The sequence below is a fragment of the Corynebacterium sp. MSK008 genome (assembly GCF_030232585.1).
Lineage (GTDB): Bacteria > Actinomycetota > Actinomycetes > Mycobacteriales > Mycobacteriaceae > Corynebacterium.
On sequence record NZ_JASPJX010000001.1, the window covers coordinates 175416 to 193604 of the forward strand.

Below are 18189 nucleotides of genomic sequence, written 5' to 3' on the forward strand. Positions count from 1 at the left end.
GAGCGTGGATGGGTTAGAAGGGGAGGTTCGGGAGCTGGAAGTTGGGCAGCTGCACCTTCGGGGTGTGCAGGTGCGGCAGGCCCAGGCCGAACTGAGCGTTGACCATGTCGATGATCTTGTTCGCGCCACGCGGGTCGGAGAACACGATCAGGGAGGTGGTCAGCACAGCACCGAGGGTGCCGGAGAAGATGCCGACCAGGGTGCCCTGGGAGGAGCCGGAGCTCTGCTGCTGCTGCGGCTTCGGGGTGGTGGTCGTCGGCTGGGTCGGCTCAGTCGGCTGGGTCGGCTGGGTCGGCTGGGTCGGCTCGGTCGGCTCAGTCGGCTGGGTCGGCTCAGTCGGCTCAGTCGGCTCGGTCGGCTGGGTCGGCTCAGTCGCAGTGGTGGTCACAGTAGCGGTCTCGGTGGTCGTAGCTGCGGGGGCCTCCTGGGCCATCGCCGGGACGGTCGCCAGGGACAGAGCGGTGGCGGCAGCCACGGCTGCGGTGGAAATACGCTTCATATGTTCTCTTATTCTCCTCGTAGAAGATCCAAAACAGTCGATGTGGGCGCTGTGCCCGACATGACACCCCGATGAACCTAGCAGGTTTAGAGTTAAAAATGTAGTGAAGCGGTGGTGTTTATTTCATGGACAATAGTTGGCCACCGCTGCGGGTTTATTTGGCAATTACCGAGGCCACAACGTTGCCGAGCGCGCCCAGCGCGCCGATAACCAGAGCCACAGCCGCGAGTGCGATTGCAATCACACCACCCTTGGAAAGGGAGCTGCCGGCGCCGTCGTTGCCCGGCTGAGCGGGCTCGGCAGGCTCAGCCGGTGCCTCGATGAGCGAGTCCACCTGGAACACGGTCGTGGTGCCGGAGACCTCGTTGCCCACGATCAACAGGTTCTCTCCGTTCGGGGAATCCTTCGCCGGGACAAAGGTAAGGCCCTCGGCACCCAGGTCGCCGACTTTCTCCAGCCCGGCCTTCACGGCGTCGTCGCCCTCTTCTGCGAGCTCCTCCATATTGATGGTGAAGTCGCGGTTGTTGATGTAAGCGGTGTAGGCCGGTTTCGCCGGATCGGTGATGTCGTAGACCATCACGCCGCCGAGGCGCTCAAAGCCGATGAACGCGTAGGTGCGGCCGTTGATTTCGCCGACCGTGACGCCCTCCGGCTCCGGGCCCTTGTCGTCGGAGCGGGACTCGAACTCGTTTTCCGTGTGGTTGGTGTTGAAGTACTCGGGAAGAAGCTTCGCGGTGATCTCTTCGAAGTCGGCGCCGGAGTCGAACACGCGCTTGCCGTCGGCGGTGAAGATGGAGAAGCTGCGGCCGCCGTAGGTGTAGAGGTCTTCGTAGCAGTTCTTCTCTTCGTTCAGGCCGAACGCGGTGGTGATCTTCAAACGGCCCGCATTTTCGTCGGTCTGGAATTCCTCGATCTCTGAGGCGGTCATGCCTGCGTACCCCTCGCAGATCGGGGCCACCCTCTTGCTACCCAGCTTCTTAATGCGCTCCTCTTCGGAGTAGGCCTCCCAGTCGCGCGCGTCGCCCTCGTTGGCGGTGACCAGGTAGGTGGTGCCGTCGACCTCGTAGGCGGCGATCGAGTCAGGCTGCAGGATGCCCTTGACCGGTGCGGTGCGGATGTCGATCTTGCCGTCCTTATCGGAGATGTCCATGGGTACCTCGCGGCGGTCGGTGTAGCCCAGCGGCCAGACATCTTCGACAGTGGCGGTGGCGATGTCCACCACGGCAACAGCGTTGTTTTCCTGCAGCGTGACGTAGGCCTTGCCTCCTGCGACTGCGATGTACTCCGGTTCGAGGTTCTGCGCCTCGGTGGTGGAGGCGCCCACCTGGCCAAAGATGTGCACGCCCTTGTCTGCCAGGGTGCCCTCGAAGGCGCGGAAGTCGGCGATGCGCACATCGGCCTGGGTCGCGGCTGCAACAGAAGCAGGCAGCTTGACGACGGCTACGCTGCCCTCCGGGTCAACCGAGTAATCCTCGGCCGGCTCGCCCTCATTCGCCACCAGCGCGTAGTCGCCCTCCGGGGTGATGGTGACCATGTCCGGCAGTGCGCCGACGCCGACGCGGCCGAGCACGGCGCCGGGCTCGTCGGCGCCGGCGTCGAAGAAGATCAGTTCACCGTTGTCGGTTTTGTTCTCGGGTTCGACGGTGGCCACCGCGAGGCCGTCGGCACGCACTGCGACTGAGTTGATGGTGGTGTTCTCACCGCCGGAGACCTCGCCGACCTTTGTGGGCTTGGCAGGGTCGGCCGCGTCGAGGACGTCGATCTTGCCGGACAGCGCGTTGACGGTGAGGATGCGCTCGGAATCAGCGTGGAAAGCGACGATTTCGGCGGCGGACTTCTCAAACGCGCCGGCGCCGTAGGAGCCCAGCACCGAGATGTCGGCGGTGGCGCCTTCGGCGAGGTCCTTCACAGGCTCCGCAACGACGGAGGCGTTCGCTGGGGAGACAATGCCGAGGGCGAGAGCAGTAGCGCACGCGGCGGCCAGGCCGGTGCGGGAGACGCGGTTTCCAGACATGGGTGGACCTTTCAGGGAAGCTGCAAAAACAAGTACGCGTCCTTGTGTACAGCCTGAAGGTGGGCGCGAAGTTACGGTGAGGTGAAGGGGGAGTGAACGAGTGGGGCAGTTGTAGACTCGCTAACCATGCGCACAGCCACACCGAACACGTCCGACTCCGCCTTCGAGGAAATCCACGCAGCCGACATCCGGTTCGCGCAGGGCCGGATCTCATCGGTGATTTCGCCGACCCCGCTGCAGTACTGCCCGCGCTTGTCGGAACAGTACGGCGTGGAGGTCTACCTCAAGCGCGAGGACCTGCAGGACGTGCGCTCGTACAAGATCCGCGGCGCCTACTACGGCATCTCCCGCTTGGGCGAGGAAGCCCGCGCCGCCGGTGTCGTGGCGGCGTCCGCAGGCAACCACGCCCAGGGCGTGGCCTACGCCTGCAGGGCGATGGGCATCCAAGGCAAGATCTTCGTGCCCAAGCCCACCCCGAAGCAGAAGCGCGACCGCATCCGCGTCCACGGCGGCGACGCCATCGAGCTTGTGGTCACGGGCAACACCTTCGACGAGGCCGCGCAGGCCGCCCGCGAGGACGCCGCGGCACGCGGGGCGACGGTGATTGAGCCGTTCGACTCCCGCGACACCGTGGTCGGCCAGGGCACCGTCGCCGCCGAAATCGTGGCGCAGCTGGCCAGCCAGGGCAAAGAATTAGACACGGTCCTGGTGCCGGTCGGCGGCGGCGGGCTGATTTCCGGCGTGCTGTCCTACCTGGCCGACATGTCACCGGCGACAAAGGTGGTTGGGGTGGAGCCGAAAGGTGCGGCGTCGTTAGTCGCGGCGCGCGATGCGGGCGAACCAGTCACCCTGGAAGCCATCGACCCGTTCGTGGACGGTGCGGCGGTGAAGCGCATCGGCGATATCCCGTGGCAGGTCTTCAACGCCCACCGCGACGCCACCGAGCTTTACACCGCCGACGAGGGTGCGGTGTGCACCGAGATGCTCGGGCTGTACCAAAACGAAGGCATCATCGCCGAGCCCGCCGGCGCGCTATCCGTGACGGGCCTCGGGTTGGCGCAGCTGGCGCCCGGGTCGACCGTGGTGTGCATCATCTCCGGCGGCAACAACGACGTGCTGCGCTACGCCGAAGTCATGGAGCGCTCACTGGTGCACCGCGGCCTGCGCCACTACTTTCTGGTCAACTTCCCGCAGGAGCCGGGCCAGCTGCGCCACTTCCTCAACGACATCCTCGGCGAAGAAGACGACATTGTCCTGTTCGAGTACCTGAAAAAGAACAACCGCGAAACCGGCGCAGCACTCGTCGGCATCGAGCTCACACGCGCCGCGGATCTCCCCCCGCTTCTGGAACGCATGGAGGCCTCGGCGATCGACTGCCGCCGCCTGGAGCCGGGTACGCCGGAGTACGACTACATCGTGGCGGGCTAGCCCAGTGGAGCAGGCATACGTACGCCCCGCGGCGGAACTTGTCACCCACGAGTTCGAGGTCAAGCGCTCCCGCTTCATCGGCTGGATCGCCCGCGCGACCACCGAGGACGAGGCGCGCGAAGTTATCAACGCCGCCCGTGAGGACTACCCGGATGCGCGCCACCATTGCTCCGCATTTATCGTGCACCAAGACGGCGCGCAGCCCATCGAGCGTTCCTCCGACGATGGAGAGCCCTCCGGCACCGCCGGTAAACCCATGCTGGAGGTGCTCAAAGGCTCCGGCATGCAAGACGTTGTGGCGGTGGCGATCCGCTATTTCGGCGGCATCAAACTCGGCACCGGAGGGTTAGTCAGCGCCTACACCGAGTCCGTGGCTGACACCCTCGAGCGTGTCACCCGCGTCACGCGGGAGGTCCGCGAGCTGGGCACCGTGGACTTCCCCCACGCCGAAGCCGGGCGCATCGAGTCGGAGCTGCGCACCGCGGGCGTCGACGTCGTGGACGTGGAATACGGCCGCGCCGCCACCTACACCCTGGCGTTCACACCGGGGGAACGCTTGCGAGTGGAGGCGGTGCTCGCCGCCGCCACCCACGGCGGCGCCGAGATGAAAGAGGCTGGCTACCGCTGGGTCGAACGGGGCGCGTAAGGCGCTACACTTAGAGCCCATGACGATGCAGCCGCGCCCCAATGACCCGATCGCACAGCGCAAGGCCGCCGTGCGCCAATACTCCCGCAACGCCGTCCTGTGGGCCGGCGGCGGCGTGGCCGGAGGCATCGCATTCGGCCTGATCTTCGGTTCCTGGACAATCCTGTTCCTCGGCCTTGTCTTGGCTGTGGCCGGCGGGTTCAGCAACTGGAACAAGGTCCAGCGAATCATCAACCACAAGGACCAGTACTAGGTTGACTCAGCCAACCATGGCGGCGGTGCGCATCGACGCCTGGCTGTGGGCCGTGCGCATCTTCAAAACCCGCAGCCAGGCCGCAGATGCGGTGCGCGCCGGGCACGTGAAAATTGACGGTAAGGCGGTGAAACCCGCCCAGCAGGTCGTGCCTGGTGAGACGGTGCGGGTGTGGAAGGACCACCGCGAATACATTCTCGAGGTGGCCGCGACCGTGAGCAAACGCGTCGGCGCGCCGATTGCCCGCTCCTGCTACATCGACCACTCGCCGCCGCCCCCGCCGCGCGATCTGTTTGCAGCCCCGCCGGTGCGCGACCGCGGCACGGGCCGGCCGACGAAGAAGGAGCGCCGAGAGATCGACCGGCTGATGGGCCGGCGCAAGTAACCTACTCGCCGCGCAGCAGCTCCAAGCGGTTGGTCAGCCGCTTGCGCCGCACCTGGGGGCGGTTGCCGGCGTCCCAGGTGCGCTCGATGTGCTCGGTGCCGTAGCGGTTGAGCAACAGGTCGTCCACAATCCGCACCTGGCCCGGCACGAAGGGGTAGGACAGCGAGTTGGAGATCGCCTCAATGTCCGCGGGGTTGGTCAGCTCGGCGACGTCGGAGACGTGCTCCATGCCGTGGGCGCGCAGAAGCTCGGTGCAGAAGCGGTAGTCGCCAGCGCGCGAGAGCGGGAACTGGTTGCCCAGTAGCACCGTGAGGATGCCCGGGAGGGTCTCCGGCGACAGCTCCGCGTCCACCTCCGTGTTGACCTTGTCGGCCGGGTCCTCCGGGTTTGCAAGCGCGGCGATCTGGTCGAACTGCTGGTCCGCAAGTTCAATCAACCCGGCCGCCAGTGTGAAGGCGCGGTCCACCTGCGGGTCCAGGTTCTCGGTGGCGCGCTTGTAGCGGATGTCGTGCTCGAACTCGGCCCAGGCGTGCTGCAGCACGGTGCGGATCTGCACCTCGAAGACCTGGCCGACGTAGTCTTCCAGCCCCTCGGACTGCTCCTGGACGCGCACGATCATGTGGTGCGAGCCGTAGCCGAAGCCGCCGGCCACGCGCGTTTCTTCGGCCTTGTCCACGCTTCGCAGCACTTCGAACTGGTCCGCCAACAGGCGCTGCACGGCCGGGATTTCGGTGGAGTGCAGCACCGTGATGCGCGCGCCGATGATGTCTTTGATGTCGTGCCATGGGTCGGGGTAGACCATCTCGCCGTCGTCGCGCGTCTTGCGCGCCTTTTCCTTCAGCGAGGTCCAGGACTTCACGCGCGCGTCCACGCGGTCGAAGTTGATGCCGGCGTCGCGCATGAGTTCGTGCAGCGCATGCCTAAACGTCGTGGCGGCATCCTCGTGTTCGCGCATCCAGGCAAAGTAGGTCGACCCGAGACGGGCGATGGTGTCGTCCATCGCCTTGTTTCGGGGCTTTGCGGGATGCTTTGCTGCGCTCATAACGGCGGGATAGCTTACATGGACAACAGCACCGCAGGTAGTTCGGCGCACAACTGAGACATTTCGACAGTGCCGGAGTATTCCCGCCCGGTGAGCCGGTCGGTCCAGGTGCCTTCGGGAAGGGTGAGGGTGGTGTCACGCCAGCCCCCGGCGCGCTCCAAGCTGAGCGGGGTGCGGGTTGCTACGGCGATGACCTGCGGTTCGTCGTCAAGAGTGCGCGCCATGGCCACTACGTGCTCGCGCGCGGGGCCTGCGGCGAAGATCGCGCGGTAACCGCCGTCGAGGAAGAGCTGTGGGCGCTCGCGGCGCAGGGTGAGGGCGGCGCGCACAATGCGCTGCTTATCGACGTCCTCCGGTGCCCCCTCGCCAGCACGAAGCGCCTGATAGTCGACGAAGCGGCGGTTGTCCGGGTCCACCAGCGAGAAGTCGAGGAATTCGGTGCCCTGGTAGGTGTCCGGGATGCCGGGGCCGACCAGCTGCAGGAGTTTGCGGCCGAGGGAAACGGTCACGCCGCCGCGGTCGAGGTCGCGGGCGAAGTCCGCGACGAGGCGTGTAGCGGGGCCATGCGTGAGGTGCGCAATCCACTCGGTCACTTGTGCCTCGTAGTCATGGTCGTTGTCGTACCAGCTCGTCAGCGTGTCCGCCTCACGCACAGCTTTGACCGCGTACGACTGCAGGCGCTGGGTGAATGCTTCGTCCGCGCGGCCGTCACGCGGCCACGCGCCCAGCACGTTGTGCAACAGAAACAGGCCAGTGGCGGTGTCAAGCGGCGGGGTGAGCGCGAACACGTCGTCGACGAGCTGGCTGAATTCGCCCGGCACCTCAGAGATCTCGATCATGCGGGCGCGGGTGTCTTCGCTGCGTTTCGTGTCGTGCGTGGTCAGCGTTGTCATGGTGCGCGGCCATAACCTGCTGCGCTCGTCCTGCAGGAGGTGGAATTCAGCCTGGCTGACGCCGAATCGCCCGGGTGCGCCGCCGACTTCCTGCAGTGCTACCAGACGGCACGCGCGGTAGAACAGGGTGTCCTCCACCCCTTTGGCCATCACCGCTCCGCAGACCTGGGCGAAGCGGTGGGCCGCCTCGCCGTGCGCGGCCAAGGCAGCCGCAACAAGGTCGAGCGCCGCCGCGTCAAACCCGATTGGGCTCTGGGCCAATTCCGCAATCAGCGTCGCGGTCACTCTCGATAGCGAACGGTAGTCAGCGCGGTAGACGGGCATGCCGGCAACCAGTTCCACAAGCACCTCGGTGAGCGCCGTGTCGCTGACCTGGGAGCCTGCGGAAGAGAGGCTGTCGTGGCGCACCGCGCGGGCGAGCCTGCGGATCTCCGCAGCGAGCTCGTCTTCCGCAACGCGCGCTTTGAGCATCCACTCGGCCTTTTCCACAGCGTGCGCGTCCCAAGTGGTGCCGCTGAAGCGCAACGCCACCGCACCCAGCGCGGTGGCGGCGTCGGTGTTGACAAACGCGCCGTCGAATTCGCGCAAGGCATCGTAGCCGGTGGTTCCGTCGACGTTCAGGCGCGGGTCCAGGGGCTCGTCCACGGCGAGGATCTTCTCCACGATCAGCCAGGTGTCCTGGCCGATGAGTTCGCGCAACCGGGTGAGGTAGCCGAACGGGTCGGTTAAACCGTCGGGGTGGTCGACGCGGACGCCGTCGATAAGTCCCTCGCCCACAAGTTCCTTAAGGCAGGCGTGGGTGGCGTTGAAGACGTCCTCGTCCTCCTGGCGCACGCCGGCCAGCCCGTTGATGGTAAAGAAGCGGCGGTAGGTGATGATGCCGTCGCGCCAGAATTTGAGCCGGTAGTGCTGCCTCGCGTGCACGGCAGCTGGGTCGTCGGAAAGCCCCGCGTAGCTGCCGGGCGCGAGCGGAAAGACGTGGTCGTAGTAGGTGAGCACGTCTTCGCCGTCGATGTGTTCCAGCTTCAGCGCGTCCGTGTCGCCTGGTGCGCCGAGGACCGGCAGCGCGATCTTGCCGCCCGCGCCGTTATCCGCGGCCCAGTCGATGTCGAAGAAGTGCGCGAAGTCCGAGTTCTGCCCGTGCTTCAGCACGTCCCACCACCACCGGTTGCGGCGCGGCACTTCCACGCCGAGGTGGTTGGGCACGATGTCCACCACCAGCCCCAGCCCGGCGTCGTGGGCGGCGCGGGCGAGCAGACGCAGCCCGTCAATGCCGCCGAGCTCCGGGTTGACCACGGTCGGGTCGATTACGTCGTAGTTGTGGTTGGACTCCGGCGCGGAGGCGAAGATCGGGGAGAGGTAGAGGTGCGAGACCCCGAGCTCGGCCAGGTAGGGCACGAGCTCGGCGGCCTGGGCGAAGCCGAACTCGCGGCCGTGAGGGTCCGCGTGCGGGCCGCGCAGCTGCAGGCGGTACGTGGAGGTGATCGTGCGCTTCACGCCCCACACCCTAGCGGGATTGGTCGTCGAACAGCAGAGGAAAGCCCACGGAGTAGGTCATAACGTCCGCGCCGGGCAGGCACTGCGCCACATCCTCGGCGTTCGCGTCAAAGGCGAAGAGTTCACGCCCGTCGCGGGTGGCGTAGACCAGCCCGGTCTCCGGACGCAGCACGGCCTCGAAGTGGCGGTGCAACAAAGTAAACGGCTGCGGGTGGGCAAGCCACCAGGCGGCGGGGCTTCCGTGGCCGTCCACCTCGAAACCGCGCGGCAGCTTTTCGCAGTCCAGCGCGGCGGTGGGGCAGCGCACCAAAAACTCCGCGCCGTCGTCGCGTTGTGCCCGCGATACCAGTTGCTCCGCCGCGGCGTTCCATAGCTGGTGGGTGCTCACACCCGCGGCGCCGACTTCCTGGTGTGTGAGCCCGGTGGCGGTGGGCGAGTCGAACACGCATACCAGGCCAGGCGAGAGGCTGATGAAGGCGGTGGAGGCGCCGAATCCTGCGGCGATGCACGCGCGGGTCTCCGCGCTGTCCAAACGCGCAAGCCGCAAAGTGACCGCCTCGGCGGATACGGGTGCTGGTTGTAGAAGCTGCATGGCTACTTAGACGCAGCCGCACCCGCCCCGGTTCCCTCCGCGCAGAAAATTTTTTAAAACGGCGGCGTTTCGTCCAGTCCCAGCGCCTCAAGCAGCTGGTCGGCCTGCCAGATCTGGATGTCCTGGCCCTTGTCCTTCAGCTCGCGGGCGCGCTTCTCCTTCGACGTCACTGTCGCCCATTCGCCGACCACCAGCACGGTGGTCTTTTTGGTCACGTTCTTGCCCACCTGCGCGCCCTGCTCGGCAATCTTCTGCCACAGCTCGCCCTTGTCGTGCGGCTCGAACTCGCCGGTCAGCGTGACGTTTTCGCCGTAGAGCGGCGCATTCGGGTCCGCCGCCGCGTTCGGCTCCGGCACGGTGTCCGGGGTGGCCACGGACTGCCAGGGCCGCTGGGGGCCTTTGCTTGGCGACGGCTTCGCCGGGCCCGCCTGATTCGACCCCTGCGGCGCCGCAGAGGCCGCGACCGCAGCGGACACGCCGCCCTGGGCCGCCTTCTCCGCCTGCATCGCGCGGCCCGCCCCGGAGCGGTCGCGCAGCACCGGAGTCACGCGTGCGGCGTCGATGGAGCCGAGGGTGAAGCCAGAGTCGTGCACGAAGCTCATCAGGCTGCCGGTGTGGCCGGCCTGGCGTGCCAGCCCCACCATCACGCCGGCGCAGGCCGCGGCGTCCTCGCACGCGTCGTGGTGGTTATCCAGCGTGATGCCGAAGTGCTCCGCCAGGGTGGGCAGGCGGTGGTTGGCCACGTCCAGCTTGGTGGCGCGCGCCTGGGCGAGCGTGCAGGCGAACAGCATCTGGGGCACCTCCACGTCGGAGGCCCGGCAGGCGTCGCGCAACGCGGACGCGTCGAACTGGGCGTTGTGCGCCACCAGCGGCAGGTCGCCGACGAACTCGGCCATCTTCGGGATGCAGTCGCACACGTCCGGCGCGTCGGCGACGTCCTTCTCGGTGATGCCGTGGATGGCCACGTTGCCCTCTTCGAACTGGGCCAAGGTCGCCGGCGGCTTGCACAGCCAGGAGGCACGGTCCACCTCCTCGCCGTCGACGATCTTCACCAGCCCGATCTGGCAGATCGAACCCCAGCGGCGGTTTGCGGTCTCCACATCGAAGCCGACGAAAGAAAAGCCCGGAATGCCGGCGCCGCCGGCCACGGTCCCGGTGGCGGGGGCGTTGCCATGCTTTGCGTCGTCGAGAAGCTTACAAAGCTCTTTGGGGCCCTCCTCGTCGCCGGGGGCAAACCAGACGGCCAAGGTGTCGCCGCCGGTGTCGATGTCCACGCGCGAGCGGGTCCACGCGTCACCCGCGACGGAGGTGGTGCCCGCGATGTCGGCGATGGCCACCTCGCGGGACTCGCTGCCGCCTTGCAGCGACGCCGCGAGCGCGGTGGGGGTGAGGGTGAGAGCCTCGTTGGTCACGGTCAACGTTGCGCCGTGCGCGGTGATCATTGCTGGCTGGCCTCCGTATTTCCTTCGCCTGCGGGTGGTTGGGTGCGGCGCAGCACCACGGTGGAACGCTGGCCCACGGTCACAGCCGCGCCGGGCTGGACCGGCTCCGCGTCCTCGCGCACGCCGAGCGGCTCGGTGGTGTCCACGACAACCTCCCACTCGTCGCCGAACTCAGCGCCCGGGACCGTGAAGTCGATGTCTTCGTAGTGGGCGTTGAACATCAGCAGGAAGGAATCATCCACCACGCGCTGTCCGCGCGCGTCCGGCTCGGCGATGGCGTCGCCGTCCAAGAACACCATCAGAGCACGACCGAACGGCGTATTCCAATCCTCCTGCGTCATCAACGTGCACTCAGGCGTGAGCCACGCGATCTCGCGGCCGTGCTCCTCGTCGCCCAACGCGCCGCCGGCGAGAAAGCGGCGGCGGCGGAACACCGGGTGGTCACGGCGCAGTTCGATCAGCCGCCGCGTGAAGTCGTGCAGGTCGGCCGCTTCCTCCAGCTTGGACCAGTCCATCCAGGCGATCTCGTTGTCCTGGCAGTAGACGTTGTTGTTGCCGCCCTGGGTACGCGCGATCTCGTCGCCGTGGGCGAGCATCGGGGTGCCTTGAGACAGCAGCAGGGTAGTCAGGAAGTTGCGGCGCTGGCGCGCCCGCAGCTCGAGCACCTCCGGGTCGTCCGTCTCGCCTTCCGCACCGCAGTTCCAGGAGCGATTGTGGCTCTCGCCGTCGCGGTTGTCCTCGCCGTTGGCCTCGTTGTGCTTGTCGTTGTAGCTGACCAGGTCGTTGAGGGTGAAACCGTCGTGGGCGGTGATGAAGTTGATGGACGCGGTGGGGCGCCGGCCGTTGTGCTGGTACAGGTCGGATGAGCCGGTCAGCCGCGAGGCGAACTCGCCGAGGGTGGAGTCCTCGCCGCGCCAGAAGTCACGCATGGTGTCGCGGTACTTGCCGTTCCACTCGCTCCACAGTGCGGGGAAGTTGCCCACCTGGTAGCCGCCTTCGCCCACGTCCCACGGCTCCGCAATGAGCTTGACCTGGCTAACCACAGGGTCCTGCTGCACCAGGTCGAAGAACGTGGCCAAACGGTCCACGTCCGAGAACTCGCGGGCCAGGGTAGAGGCGAGGTCGAAGCGGAAACCGTCCACGTGCATGTCCGTGACCCAGTAGCGCAGTGAATCCATGATCAGCTGCAGCGAGTGCGGGTAGCGCACATTAAACGAGTTTCCGGTGCCGGTGTAGTCCATGTAGTGGAACTTGTCGTCGTCCACCAGACGGTAGTACGCCTCGTTGTCGATGCCGCGGAACGCGATGGTCGGGCCCATGTGGTTGCCCTCGGCGGTGTGGTTGTACACCACGTCCAGGATGACCTCGATGCCCGCCTCGTGGTACGTGCGCACCATCTGTTTGAACTCGGCCACCGCGTCGCCCGGGGCGGTGGATGAGGCGTAGTTGTTTTCCGGGGCGAAAAAGCCGAACGTGTTGTAGCCCCAGTAGTTGCGCAGGCCAAGGTCGCGCAGGCGGTCGTCCTGCAGGAACTGGTGCACCGGCAGAAGCTCAATCGCGGTCACACCCAGGTCCTTGAGATAGTCCACCATCACCGGGTGCGCCATGCCGGCGTACGTGCCGCGCAGGTCCTCCGGGATGCCGGGGTGGGTCTGCGTCATGCCCTTGACGTGGCATTCGTAGATGACGGATTCGCCTTCGGGGGTCTTCGGCGCGCGGTCGTCGCCCCAGTCGAAGAACGGGTTGATCACCACGGACAGCATCGTGTGGCCCAGCGAGTCCTCTTCGTTGCGGCCCGAGCCCGGTTCGTCCGCGTGCACGTCGTAGGAAAACAGCGAGGAGTGCTGGTCGAATTCGCCGTCGAAGGCGCGCGCGTACGGGTCCACCAGCAGCTTGTTCGGGTCGCAGCGCTTGCCGTCGTGCGGGTCCCACGGCCCGTGCACGCGGTAGCCGTAGCGCTGGCCGGGGCTCACACCGGGCAGGTAGGCGTGCCAGACGTGGTTGTCCACTTCCTCCAGCGGGATGCGGGTCTCCGCCCCGTCGTCGTCGATAAGGCACAGCTCCACTTTCTCCGCGACGCCGGAGAACAGCGCAAAGTTCGTGCCTGCGCCGTCGAATGTGGAGCCCAGGGGGTAGGAGGAACCGGGCCAGACGATGGTCTCACTCATGGGGTCACAGCTTAGTGCCCCCTTAAACACTTCGCTTTAGGCCGTCGAGCAGAAAGGACACCGCCGCGGCGTGCTCGTCTGCGCCGCCCGATTCCTCGTCCGCGCCGGTGGCCTGCGCTAGTTGCGCGGCCGATTGCTGCACCGCCGCGTCGCCCAAGGTCAGCCGCAGCAAACCCCTGGCGGCGATGCGCACATTGCTTTCCGACGCCGCTTCGCCAAGCCACGCCCTCACCGAGGCCGCGAACCTGGTTTCCAACTCCTTTTGCACCTGCGAACCGGGCTGGCTCACCGCCGCGACCACAACCTCCGCGCCGTCGCGGATGGCTAACAGCGCCTCGCGCAGCTCGCCGCTTAAGCGTGCGGGGTCGGGCAGTGGGCCGTCGAAAAGCTCCTGCACAATCTCCTCCGCCATGGAGGCGATGAGTTCCTGCTTGTTGGCGATGTGCCAGTACAACGCCCCGGGAGCGACAGAAAGCGAGGTGGCTACCCGACGCATGGACACGTCCGCGAGCCCGTACTCGGCGAGGATTGCCAACGCCGCCTCGGTGATGCGCTCACGGGTTAACTGCATTCCTCCAACATAGACGTGCGGCGCTTTGGGGTGACCGAAAAGGCTTTACGCGACCTCACAGAAACCCTCCAGAGTGCTTGTATAGATGTCCAACGGGAGCGACAGTGAGTAGTTGGTACTATTTCTGACAGGCCCTCACCGCGACTGCAATTTTGATACCGAAAAACAGAGAAGAAAAACAGTCGCTGGTGCCAACCCGTGCCGAATTACCGGGCGGGTCCGACAACGAGAGGTACAGGTATACCGTGAAGTTGCAAACGAAGAAGAGCATGGCAGTAACGACGGCGGCGCTCGCCCTCGTGCTCCCGCTCGCCGCGTGCGGGTCCGACGACGAAGGCGCCTCCGGCGGTCTGTCCACCGCTGCCGAAGCACCCGAGGCGTCCGCCGCGAACTCTTCCACGGAAGCCTCTGCAGAAGAGCCTGAAAAGTCTGAAAAGTCCGATGAGAAGTCGGAAAAGACTTCCAAGACTTCCGAAAAGCGGGACAATAAGGACGACAAGAAGAAGTCCGACCAGGCCCAGGGCGGCGGGGAGCAGCCACCGACACTGGTCAACCCGTTTGAGAACGGTATGCCGGAAAACACCAACGAGCCGCTGGCCAACGGTAAAGAAGGCAGCGAGGACGACCGCCGAGAGATGGAGGCCACCGCCCGCGCCGTGTTGAACCCGGGCTCGTTCGCCGACTGGACCCCGACCATCTTGGACAACTCCTGCAAGGCCGTGACCGAGCCGATGCTTGAGGAGCTTGAGCGCCAGGGTATGAGCTTGGAGCAGGTCCAAGAGGCCAGCCGCCTCGCTGAGGAGCAGGGCCAAGGCATTGTCCTGCCGGAGACCGAGGTCAGCTTGGACGATGTGCGTATTGACGGCGACCGCGCGTCCGCGAGCCTGACCGCGAAGAGCGAGAACGGTGAGGAAACCTCGACGATGATCTTCCAGAAGGAAGACGGCCGCTGGAAGCTGTGCAACTAATCCGCAAGTCCGCACTGAGCGCCGGAGCTGGGCTCCTGGCGCTCGGTTGTGTTTTGGGCATCCTCGGCGGCGGGGTGTGGGCGCTGGTGCGGCCTGCTTACGTTGGCGTGGTCGAAGGCGGCGGCCTGCGGGTGGACCAGGCGGAAAGCCCGGTCAACGCCGAGTTCGCAGGCTTCGGGTCGTTCGCTCTGCTCACCACCCTGGCCGGTGTTGTGGTGGCGGCAGCCGCACTGATCGCGGCGAAGCGCGGGAAAGTCGGCGGGTCTGTTGCGTGGCTGCTTTGGGCCGGGGTCGTCAGTGCGGTGGCCGCGGTGGCGCTCTACATTTTCGGCGGCTGGTTCGCAGGGCTTGCGCACCCCCTCCCGTCGCCCGATGCACTTTCGGACGGCGACACGCTGACCATGGTGCCGCCCGTGCGCCCTGGGGCCGCCTGGGCGGCAGGCCCGTTCGCGGCGGTGCTGGTGTACTGGACCGCCAACCTTTTGGCCTACACCCAAGCAGAGCGCTAACGCCTGCCAGGCCAGTCCACCACGGAGTGGCCGGCCGTTTGCTGGCTGACGTGGTCGATGGCCGCCAGGCACGCCGCCATCGCCGAAATGACAAACTCACCCACCTGCTCAGGTGCCGCGCCCTCAGCCACCAGCATGGTGGATTCGGCGTGCATGTGCGCGGCGCCGTCGAACTCGTGCAGGTAGGCGGCTGTGGCGCAGGTGCGCTCGTTGACGTCGTTGCAGACCAGCCACAGTGGCAAAAACGCCTCCAGTGCGTCGCGGCCGGTGTCCCACATGCCAGTCACGCGGGCGTAGCGCGGCCCCGGTTCGCCGTCGATAGTCAGCGCGAACGCCACGCCGTTGACGCCGGTGGCGATCACGCCGTCCTCGCCAACCCCGTAGCGGAAATCGAGCTGCTCCAACGCGTCGGTGAGGTCGCTGATGCCCACCGGCGCGATCTCGCCTGCTGGGCCCTCCGCTTCCTTATAGAGCTCCGGTGCGGTGGAGACCTCCTGCCGGCCGCCGCGCGGCAAGTGGCGCAGCCGGGGATGCCGGCCCAGCAAAATGTTGGTGTCCTGGGCGCGCATCAGCTGCGGTGGCAGCGGCTGGTCCAATCCGGCATCCAGGAAACGCTCGCGCAGCCGCCGGTAAAACGCGGAGGCGTGCTCGAGGGTGTCGACCAATTCGGCGGCCAGTTGATCGTCGCTAAGCCCATGCTTGATGTGCACCCCGCGGCGCATGCGCGCGCACACATCCCCGGACTCCATCAGGCGGTAGCTCGCCCATGGTCCGACCCGGTCGTGGTTCCACGTGTTGATGAAGCGGGCGAGCGCGCCTGCATGCTCGAAGTCGGTGGGGATGCGCTCCGCGGTGTCAATGACCAGCGCCATCGGACGCGAGTAATCCACCCACAGTGCCACGGTGAAGGCGTGCGCGCCGATGACCAAGCGGTCCGGGCGCGCCATCGGCTCGAAACCGAGGCCCTCCAAGATGGCAGCGACGCGCTCGAGAGTGACCTCGCCGGGGCGCTGGCGGCCCACCGGTGCAGCGTGCTTTCCCATACAGCGAGCATAACGCCCTATATGACGGCAGCGCCCGTGTCTTGCGCCGCAGCGTCTACAATGTCGGCGGAATCGACTTGGTTGAGAAGGAGGTCTTTGCGGTGTCCGCTGTCGGGAATCCGATTTTGGTGGTGGTGCTCAGCCTTGTGGCGGGGCTTCTCGTCGGCGGAGTGTGGTCTAGCTACCAGCGAGGAGCGCCGCGTGCGTTTACTGCGGTGCTTGCGCTTTTGGCTGTTATGGCCCTGCTTCTCGCAGCGCTTACGCTTCTGGAGGTGATGTGAGATGGCATGGTCCAAACAGCCGGTGACCCGCGGAGAGGTTGAATCGCTGACCAACGTGTGGCGCGCACGCGGCCTGATCCCGGTGCTCGTGGCCGTGGCTGCGGCATTCGCGGCGTGGGCGCTGCTGCTGCCGGTAGTGCCCACCGCGGTGATCGACGCGGGCCAGCCCGCCTCACTGGCCGGGCTTTCTACAGGCGTGTTCATGCTCGCCACCGTGATCACCCAAATTTTCACGCCCAAAGCGCTAAAGAAGTTCGGCTTCGGCTGGGTGTTAGGCGTCTCCTCGCTGCTGTTGGGCATCCCGGCGTTCGGCTACATGCTCGGCATGGACGCCGTGCCCCTGTTGACCGTCAGTGCCATCCGCGGGGTTGGCTTCGGCGCGTTGTCCGTGGCAGAAGCCGCCATCATCGCGGAGCTCGTGCCGCTGCGCCTGCTGGGCAGCGCCACAGGCATCTTTGGCATGGTCGTCGGCTTGGCGCAGATGGTGGCGCTGCCGTCCGGTCTGGCGCTGGTGGACAGAATCGGCTACGACGCGGTGTACGTGATCGCCGCCTGCATCGGCGCGATCTCGCTGGTGGCCTGCCTAGCCATCCCGCCCATCCCGCCGGCGGACCCGGATACGGAAACGCAGCAGAGCGTGCGCGTGCCCATGTGGCACCTCGCCCTTGTGCCGGCGCTGGCGCTGATGTTTGTCACCACCGCCTACGGCGCGATTACGAACTTCCTGCCGGTGTCTATGCGCCAGCTCGACCCGGTCTCCGGCGCCGCGCTGGCGGGCGTGATGCTTTCCGTGCTGAACTTCGCCGCGATGGTCTCGCGCTACGTCGCCGGCCGCATCATGGACCGCCGCGGCTACCCGGGCACCGTGATCATCCCGTGCCAGATCCTCGCCGCCATCGGCGTGGCTCTGATGGCCATGATCTTGTCCATGGAACTGCCGGCGTGGACCATGCTCATCGCCGCGCTGTTCTACGGCGCAGGTTTCGGCGGTGTGCAAAACGAGGCGCTGACAATGCTGTTCTACCGCCTGCCGCGCCACAAGACCTCGGAGGCCTCCGCGATCTGGAACATCGGCTTCGACGGCGGCACCGGCTTGGGCTCCACGTTCTACGGCATGTTGGTGGCGCAGATGGCGTTTGCCCCGGTGTTCGGCATCGCCTCTGCGGTGATCACCATCGGCCTGGCGATTACGCTGCTGGACCGCCAGCTGGGCCGCCACCGCGTGGTGGAAGTGAACAACTTATCCGCACGCCTGAAGTCCGTGCAGGTGCCGCGGCCCTACCCGCGCAAGCGCCAGTAGGCAGCGCGGGGTCTACACTACGCACCTATGAGCGAGACAACCTCCAGCCCGAAAACTCCCGCCGTGGCAGTGTTCGACCCGTTTACGGGCGCGGACCCGGCGGTGGCGGCACTGTGTGAGGCGCTGCGGGCTGCGGGTGTTCACGCGGAGGTTACTTCAGATCCGGAGAGCGCGGTCGCCGCGGACGGGCTGGTGGTGGCCGCATCCGGCAACGCCGCCGAGGCGCTGCGCGCACTGCGCAACGCCCAGGTGGATCGTGTTGTGGGGCAGCGCCTCGCCGGTTCGCGCCCGGTGCTCGTTGTCGGCGCTGCCATGGACGCGCTGTTCGAGCGCGGCGCGGACGGTGCGGCTGGGTTCGGGGAGTGGCCGGGAGGTGTCGACAAGCTTGATGCTCCCGTCGAGCGGGCGGAGGTTGCGCCTGCGGAGCGCTCCCTGATGCTCGATGGCGCCCACGAGTTCGTGTTCAACGCCGCAACCGGCGCGCGCACTTTCGCGTTGAAGGAAGACGAGTTCATCGCCTACCCCAAGCTGAGCTGGGCGGGCGAGGTGCTCGCCGCGGTGGAAAACGGCCCACTGTGGGCGACACGTTTCCACCCCGAGGCCTCCGGCGAGGCTGGTACCGGTGTGCTTCGCAACTGGATCGCGCAGCTGGGGTAAG

General features: G+C 66.5%; 18 protein-coding genes. 9 read left to right on the plus strand and 9 right to left on the minus strand.

Annotated features, from left to right (window positions below; translation table 11 throughout):
• Nucleotides 1-13 precede the first annotated feature (13 nt).
• Both QP996_RS00835 and QP996_RS00840 read right to left on the minus strand, forming a co-directional pair.
• Entirely contained in the window at nucleotides 14-499 is a 486-nt protein-coding gene (locus tag QP996_RS00835; protein WP_284870722.1) for a hypothetical protein, read from the minus strand.
• A 154-nt stretch (nucleotides 500-653) separates the two neighbouring features.
• A complete protein-coding gene (locus tag QP996_RS00840; protein WP_284870724.1) occupies nucleotides 654-2513 on the minus strand; it encodes a choice-of-anchor I family protein in 1860 nt (619 codons plus the stop codon).
• A 126-nt stretch (nucleotides 2514-2639) separates the two neighbouring features.
• On the opposite strand from QP996_RS00840, the gene ilvA reads away from it, so the two are divergent.
• Genes ilvA through QP996_RS00860 form a run of 4 tightly spaced genes read left to right on the plus strand, consistent with a single transcriptional unit; the run spans nucleotide 2640 to nucleotide 5225 of the window.
• The gene (ilvA, locus tag QP996_RS00845; RefSeq protein ID WP_284870725.1) at nucleotides 2640-3941 is read left to right on the plus strand and encodes a threonine ammonia-lyase IlvA; all 1302 of its coding nucleotides are present in this window, start codon (nucleotides 2640-2642) and stop codon (nucleotides 3939-3941) included.
• A 4-nt stretch (nucleotides 3942-3945) separates the two neighbouring features.
• Nucleotides 3946-4587, plus strand: a complete 642-nt coding sequence (locus QP996_RS00850; RefSeq protein ID WP_284870727.1) for an IMPACT family protein — start codon at nucleotides 3946-3948, stop codon at nucleotides 4585-4587.
• Nucleotides 4588-4606: 19 nt separating this feature from the next.
• The gene (locus tag QP996_RS00855) at nucleotides 4607-4840 is read left to right on the plus strand and encodes a hypothetical protein (protein WP_284870728.1); all 234 of its coding nucleotides are present in this window, start codon (nucleotides 4607-4609) and stop codon (nucleotides 4838-4840) included.
• Nucleotides 4841-4856: 16 nt separating this feature from the next.
• Entirely contained in the window at nucleotides 4857-5225 is a 369-nt protein-coding gene (locus tag QP996_RS00860; RefSeq protein WP_284870907.1) for an RNA-binding S4 domain-containing protein, read from the plus strand.
• 1 nt (nucleotide 5226) lies between these two features.
• Here the strand turns inward: QP996_RS00860 and QP996_RS00865 are convergent, their stop codons facing one another.
• From QP996_RS00865 to QP996_RS00890, 6 genes are read right to left on the minus strand one after another with little or no spacing between them, the layout of a single operon-like run.
• A complete protein-coding gene (locus tag QP996_RS00865; RefSeq protein ID WP_284870729.1) occupies nucleotides 5227-6267 on the minus strand; it encodes a GTP pyrophosphokinase in 1041 nt (346 codons plus the stop codon).
• 14 nt (nucleotides 6268-6281) lie between these two features.
• Entirely contained in the window at nucleotides 6282-8657 is a 2376-nt protein-coding gene (gene treY / locus QP996_RS00870; RefSeq protein ID WP_284870730.1) for a malto-oligosyltrehalose synthase, read from the minus strand.
• 10 nt (nucleotides 8658-8667) lie between these two features.
• Nucleotides 8668-9249, minus strand: a complete 582-nt coding sequence (locus QP996_RS00875; RefSeq protein ID WP_284870732.1) for a hypothetical protein — start codon at nucleotides 9247-9249, stop codon at nucleotides 8668-8670.
• A gap of 53 nt (nucleotides 9250-9302) precedes the next feature.
• Nucleotides 9303-10691 (minus strand): exonuclease domain-containing protein, encoded by a 1389-nt coding sequence (locus QP996_RS00880; RefSeq protein WP_284870733.1) that lies wholly within the window; start codon nucleotides 10689-10691, stop codon nucleotides 9303-9305.
• Nucleotides 10688-12859 (minus strand): glycogen debranching protein GlgX, encoded by a 2172-nt coding sequence (gene glgX / locus QP996_RS00885; protein ID WP_284870734.1) that lies wholly within the window; start codon nucleotides 12857-12859, stop codon nucleotides 10688-10690. The genes QP996_RS00880 and glgX overlap by 4 nt, the downstream gene beginning before the upstream one ends.
• 22 nt (nucleotides 12860-12881) lie before the next feature.
• On the minus strand, nucleotides 12882-13430 hold the full coding sequence (locus QP996_RS00890) for a TetR family transcriptional regulator (RefSeq protein WP_284870735.1): 549 nt from the start codon (nucleotides 13428-13430) through the stop codon (nucleotides 12882-12884).
• Nucleotides 13431-13699: 269 nt separating this feature from the next.
• On the opposite strand from QP996_RS00890, the gene QP996_RS00895 reads away from it, so the two are divergent.
• Together QP996_RS00895 and QP996_RS00900 are read left to right on the plus strand one after the other, a co-directional pair.
• On the plus strand, nucleotides 13700-14398 hold the full coding sequence (locus tag QP996_RS00895) for a nuclear transport factor 2 family protein (RefSeq protein WP_284870736.1): 699 nt from the start codon (nucleotides 13700-13702) through the stop codon (nucleotides 14396-14398).
• Nucleotides 14389-14907: a hypothetical protein gene (locus tag QP996_RS00900; protein WP_284870737.1), complete on the plus strand. Its 519-nt coding sequence runs from the start codon at nucleotides 14389-14391 to the stop codon at nucleotides 14905-14907. Before QP996_RS00895 ends, QP996_RS00900 begins: the two co-directional genes overlap by 10 nt.
• On the opposite strand, the gene QP996_RS00905 is transcribed toward QP996_RS00900, so the two are convergent.
• Complete coding sequence (locus QP996_RS00905; RefSeq protein WP_284870738.1) at nucleotides 14904-15950, minus strand: YbjN domain-containing protein; 1047 nt, start codon at nucleotides 15948-15950, stop codon at nucleotides 14904-14906. The genes QP996_RS00900 and QP996_RS00905 overlap by 4 nt on opposite strands.
• Nucleotides 15951-16051: 101 nt before the next feature.
• Here QP996_RS00905 and QP996_RS00910 point away from each other — a divergent pair, with 101 nt between their 5' ends.
• From QP996_RS00910 to QP996_RS00920, 3 genes are read left to right on the plus strand one after another with little or no spacing between them, the layout of a single operon-like run.
• Complete coding sequence (locus tag QP996_RS00910) at nucleotides 16052-16231, plus strand: CG2302 family histidine operon protein (RefSeq protein ID WP_284870739.1); 180 nt, start codon at nucleotides 16052-16054, stop codon at nucleotides 16229-16231.
• A gap of 1 nt (nucleotide 16232) precedes the next feature.
• Nucleotides 16233-17531: an MFS transporter gene (locus QP996_RS00915; RefSeq protein WP_284870740.1), complete on the plus strand. Its 1299-nt coding sequence runs from the start codon at nucleotides 16233-16235 to the stop codon at nucleotides 17529-17531.
• A gap of 27 nt (nucleotides 17532-17558) precedes the next feature.
• Nucleotides 17559-18188: a type 1 glutamine amidotransferase family protein gene (locus tag QP996_RS00920; protein ID WP_284870741.1), complete on the plus strand. Its 630-nt coding sequence runs from the start codon at nucleotides 17559-17561 to the stop codon at nucleotides 18186-18188.
• Nucleotide 18189 lies beyond the last annotated feature (1 nt).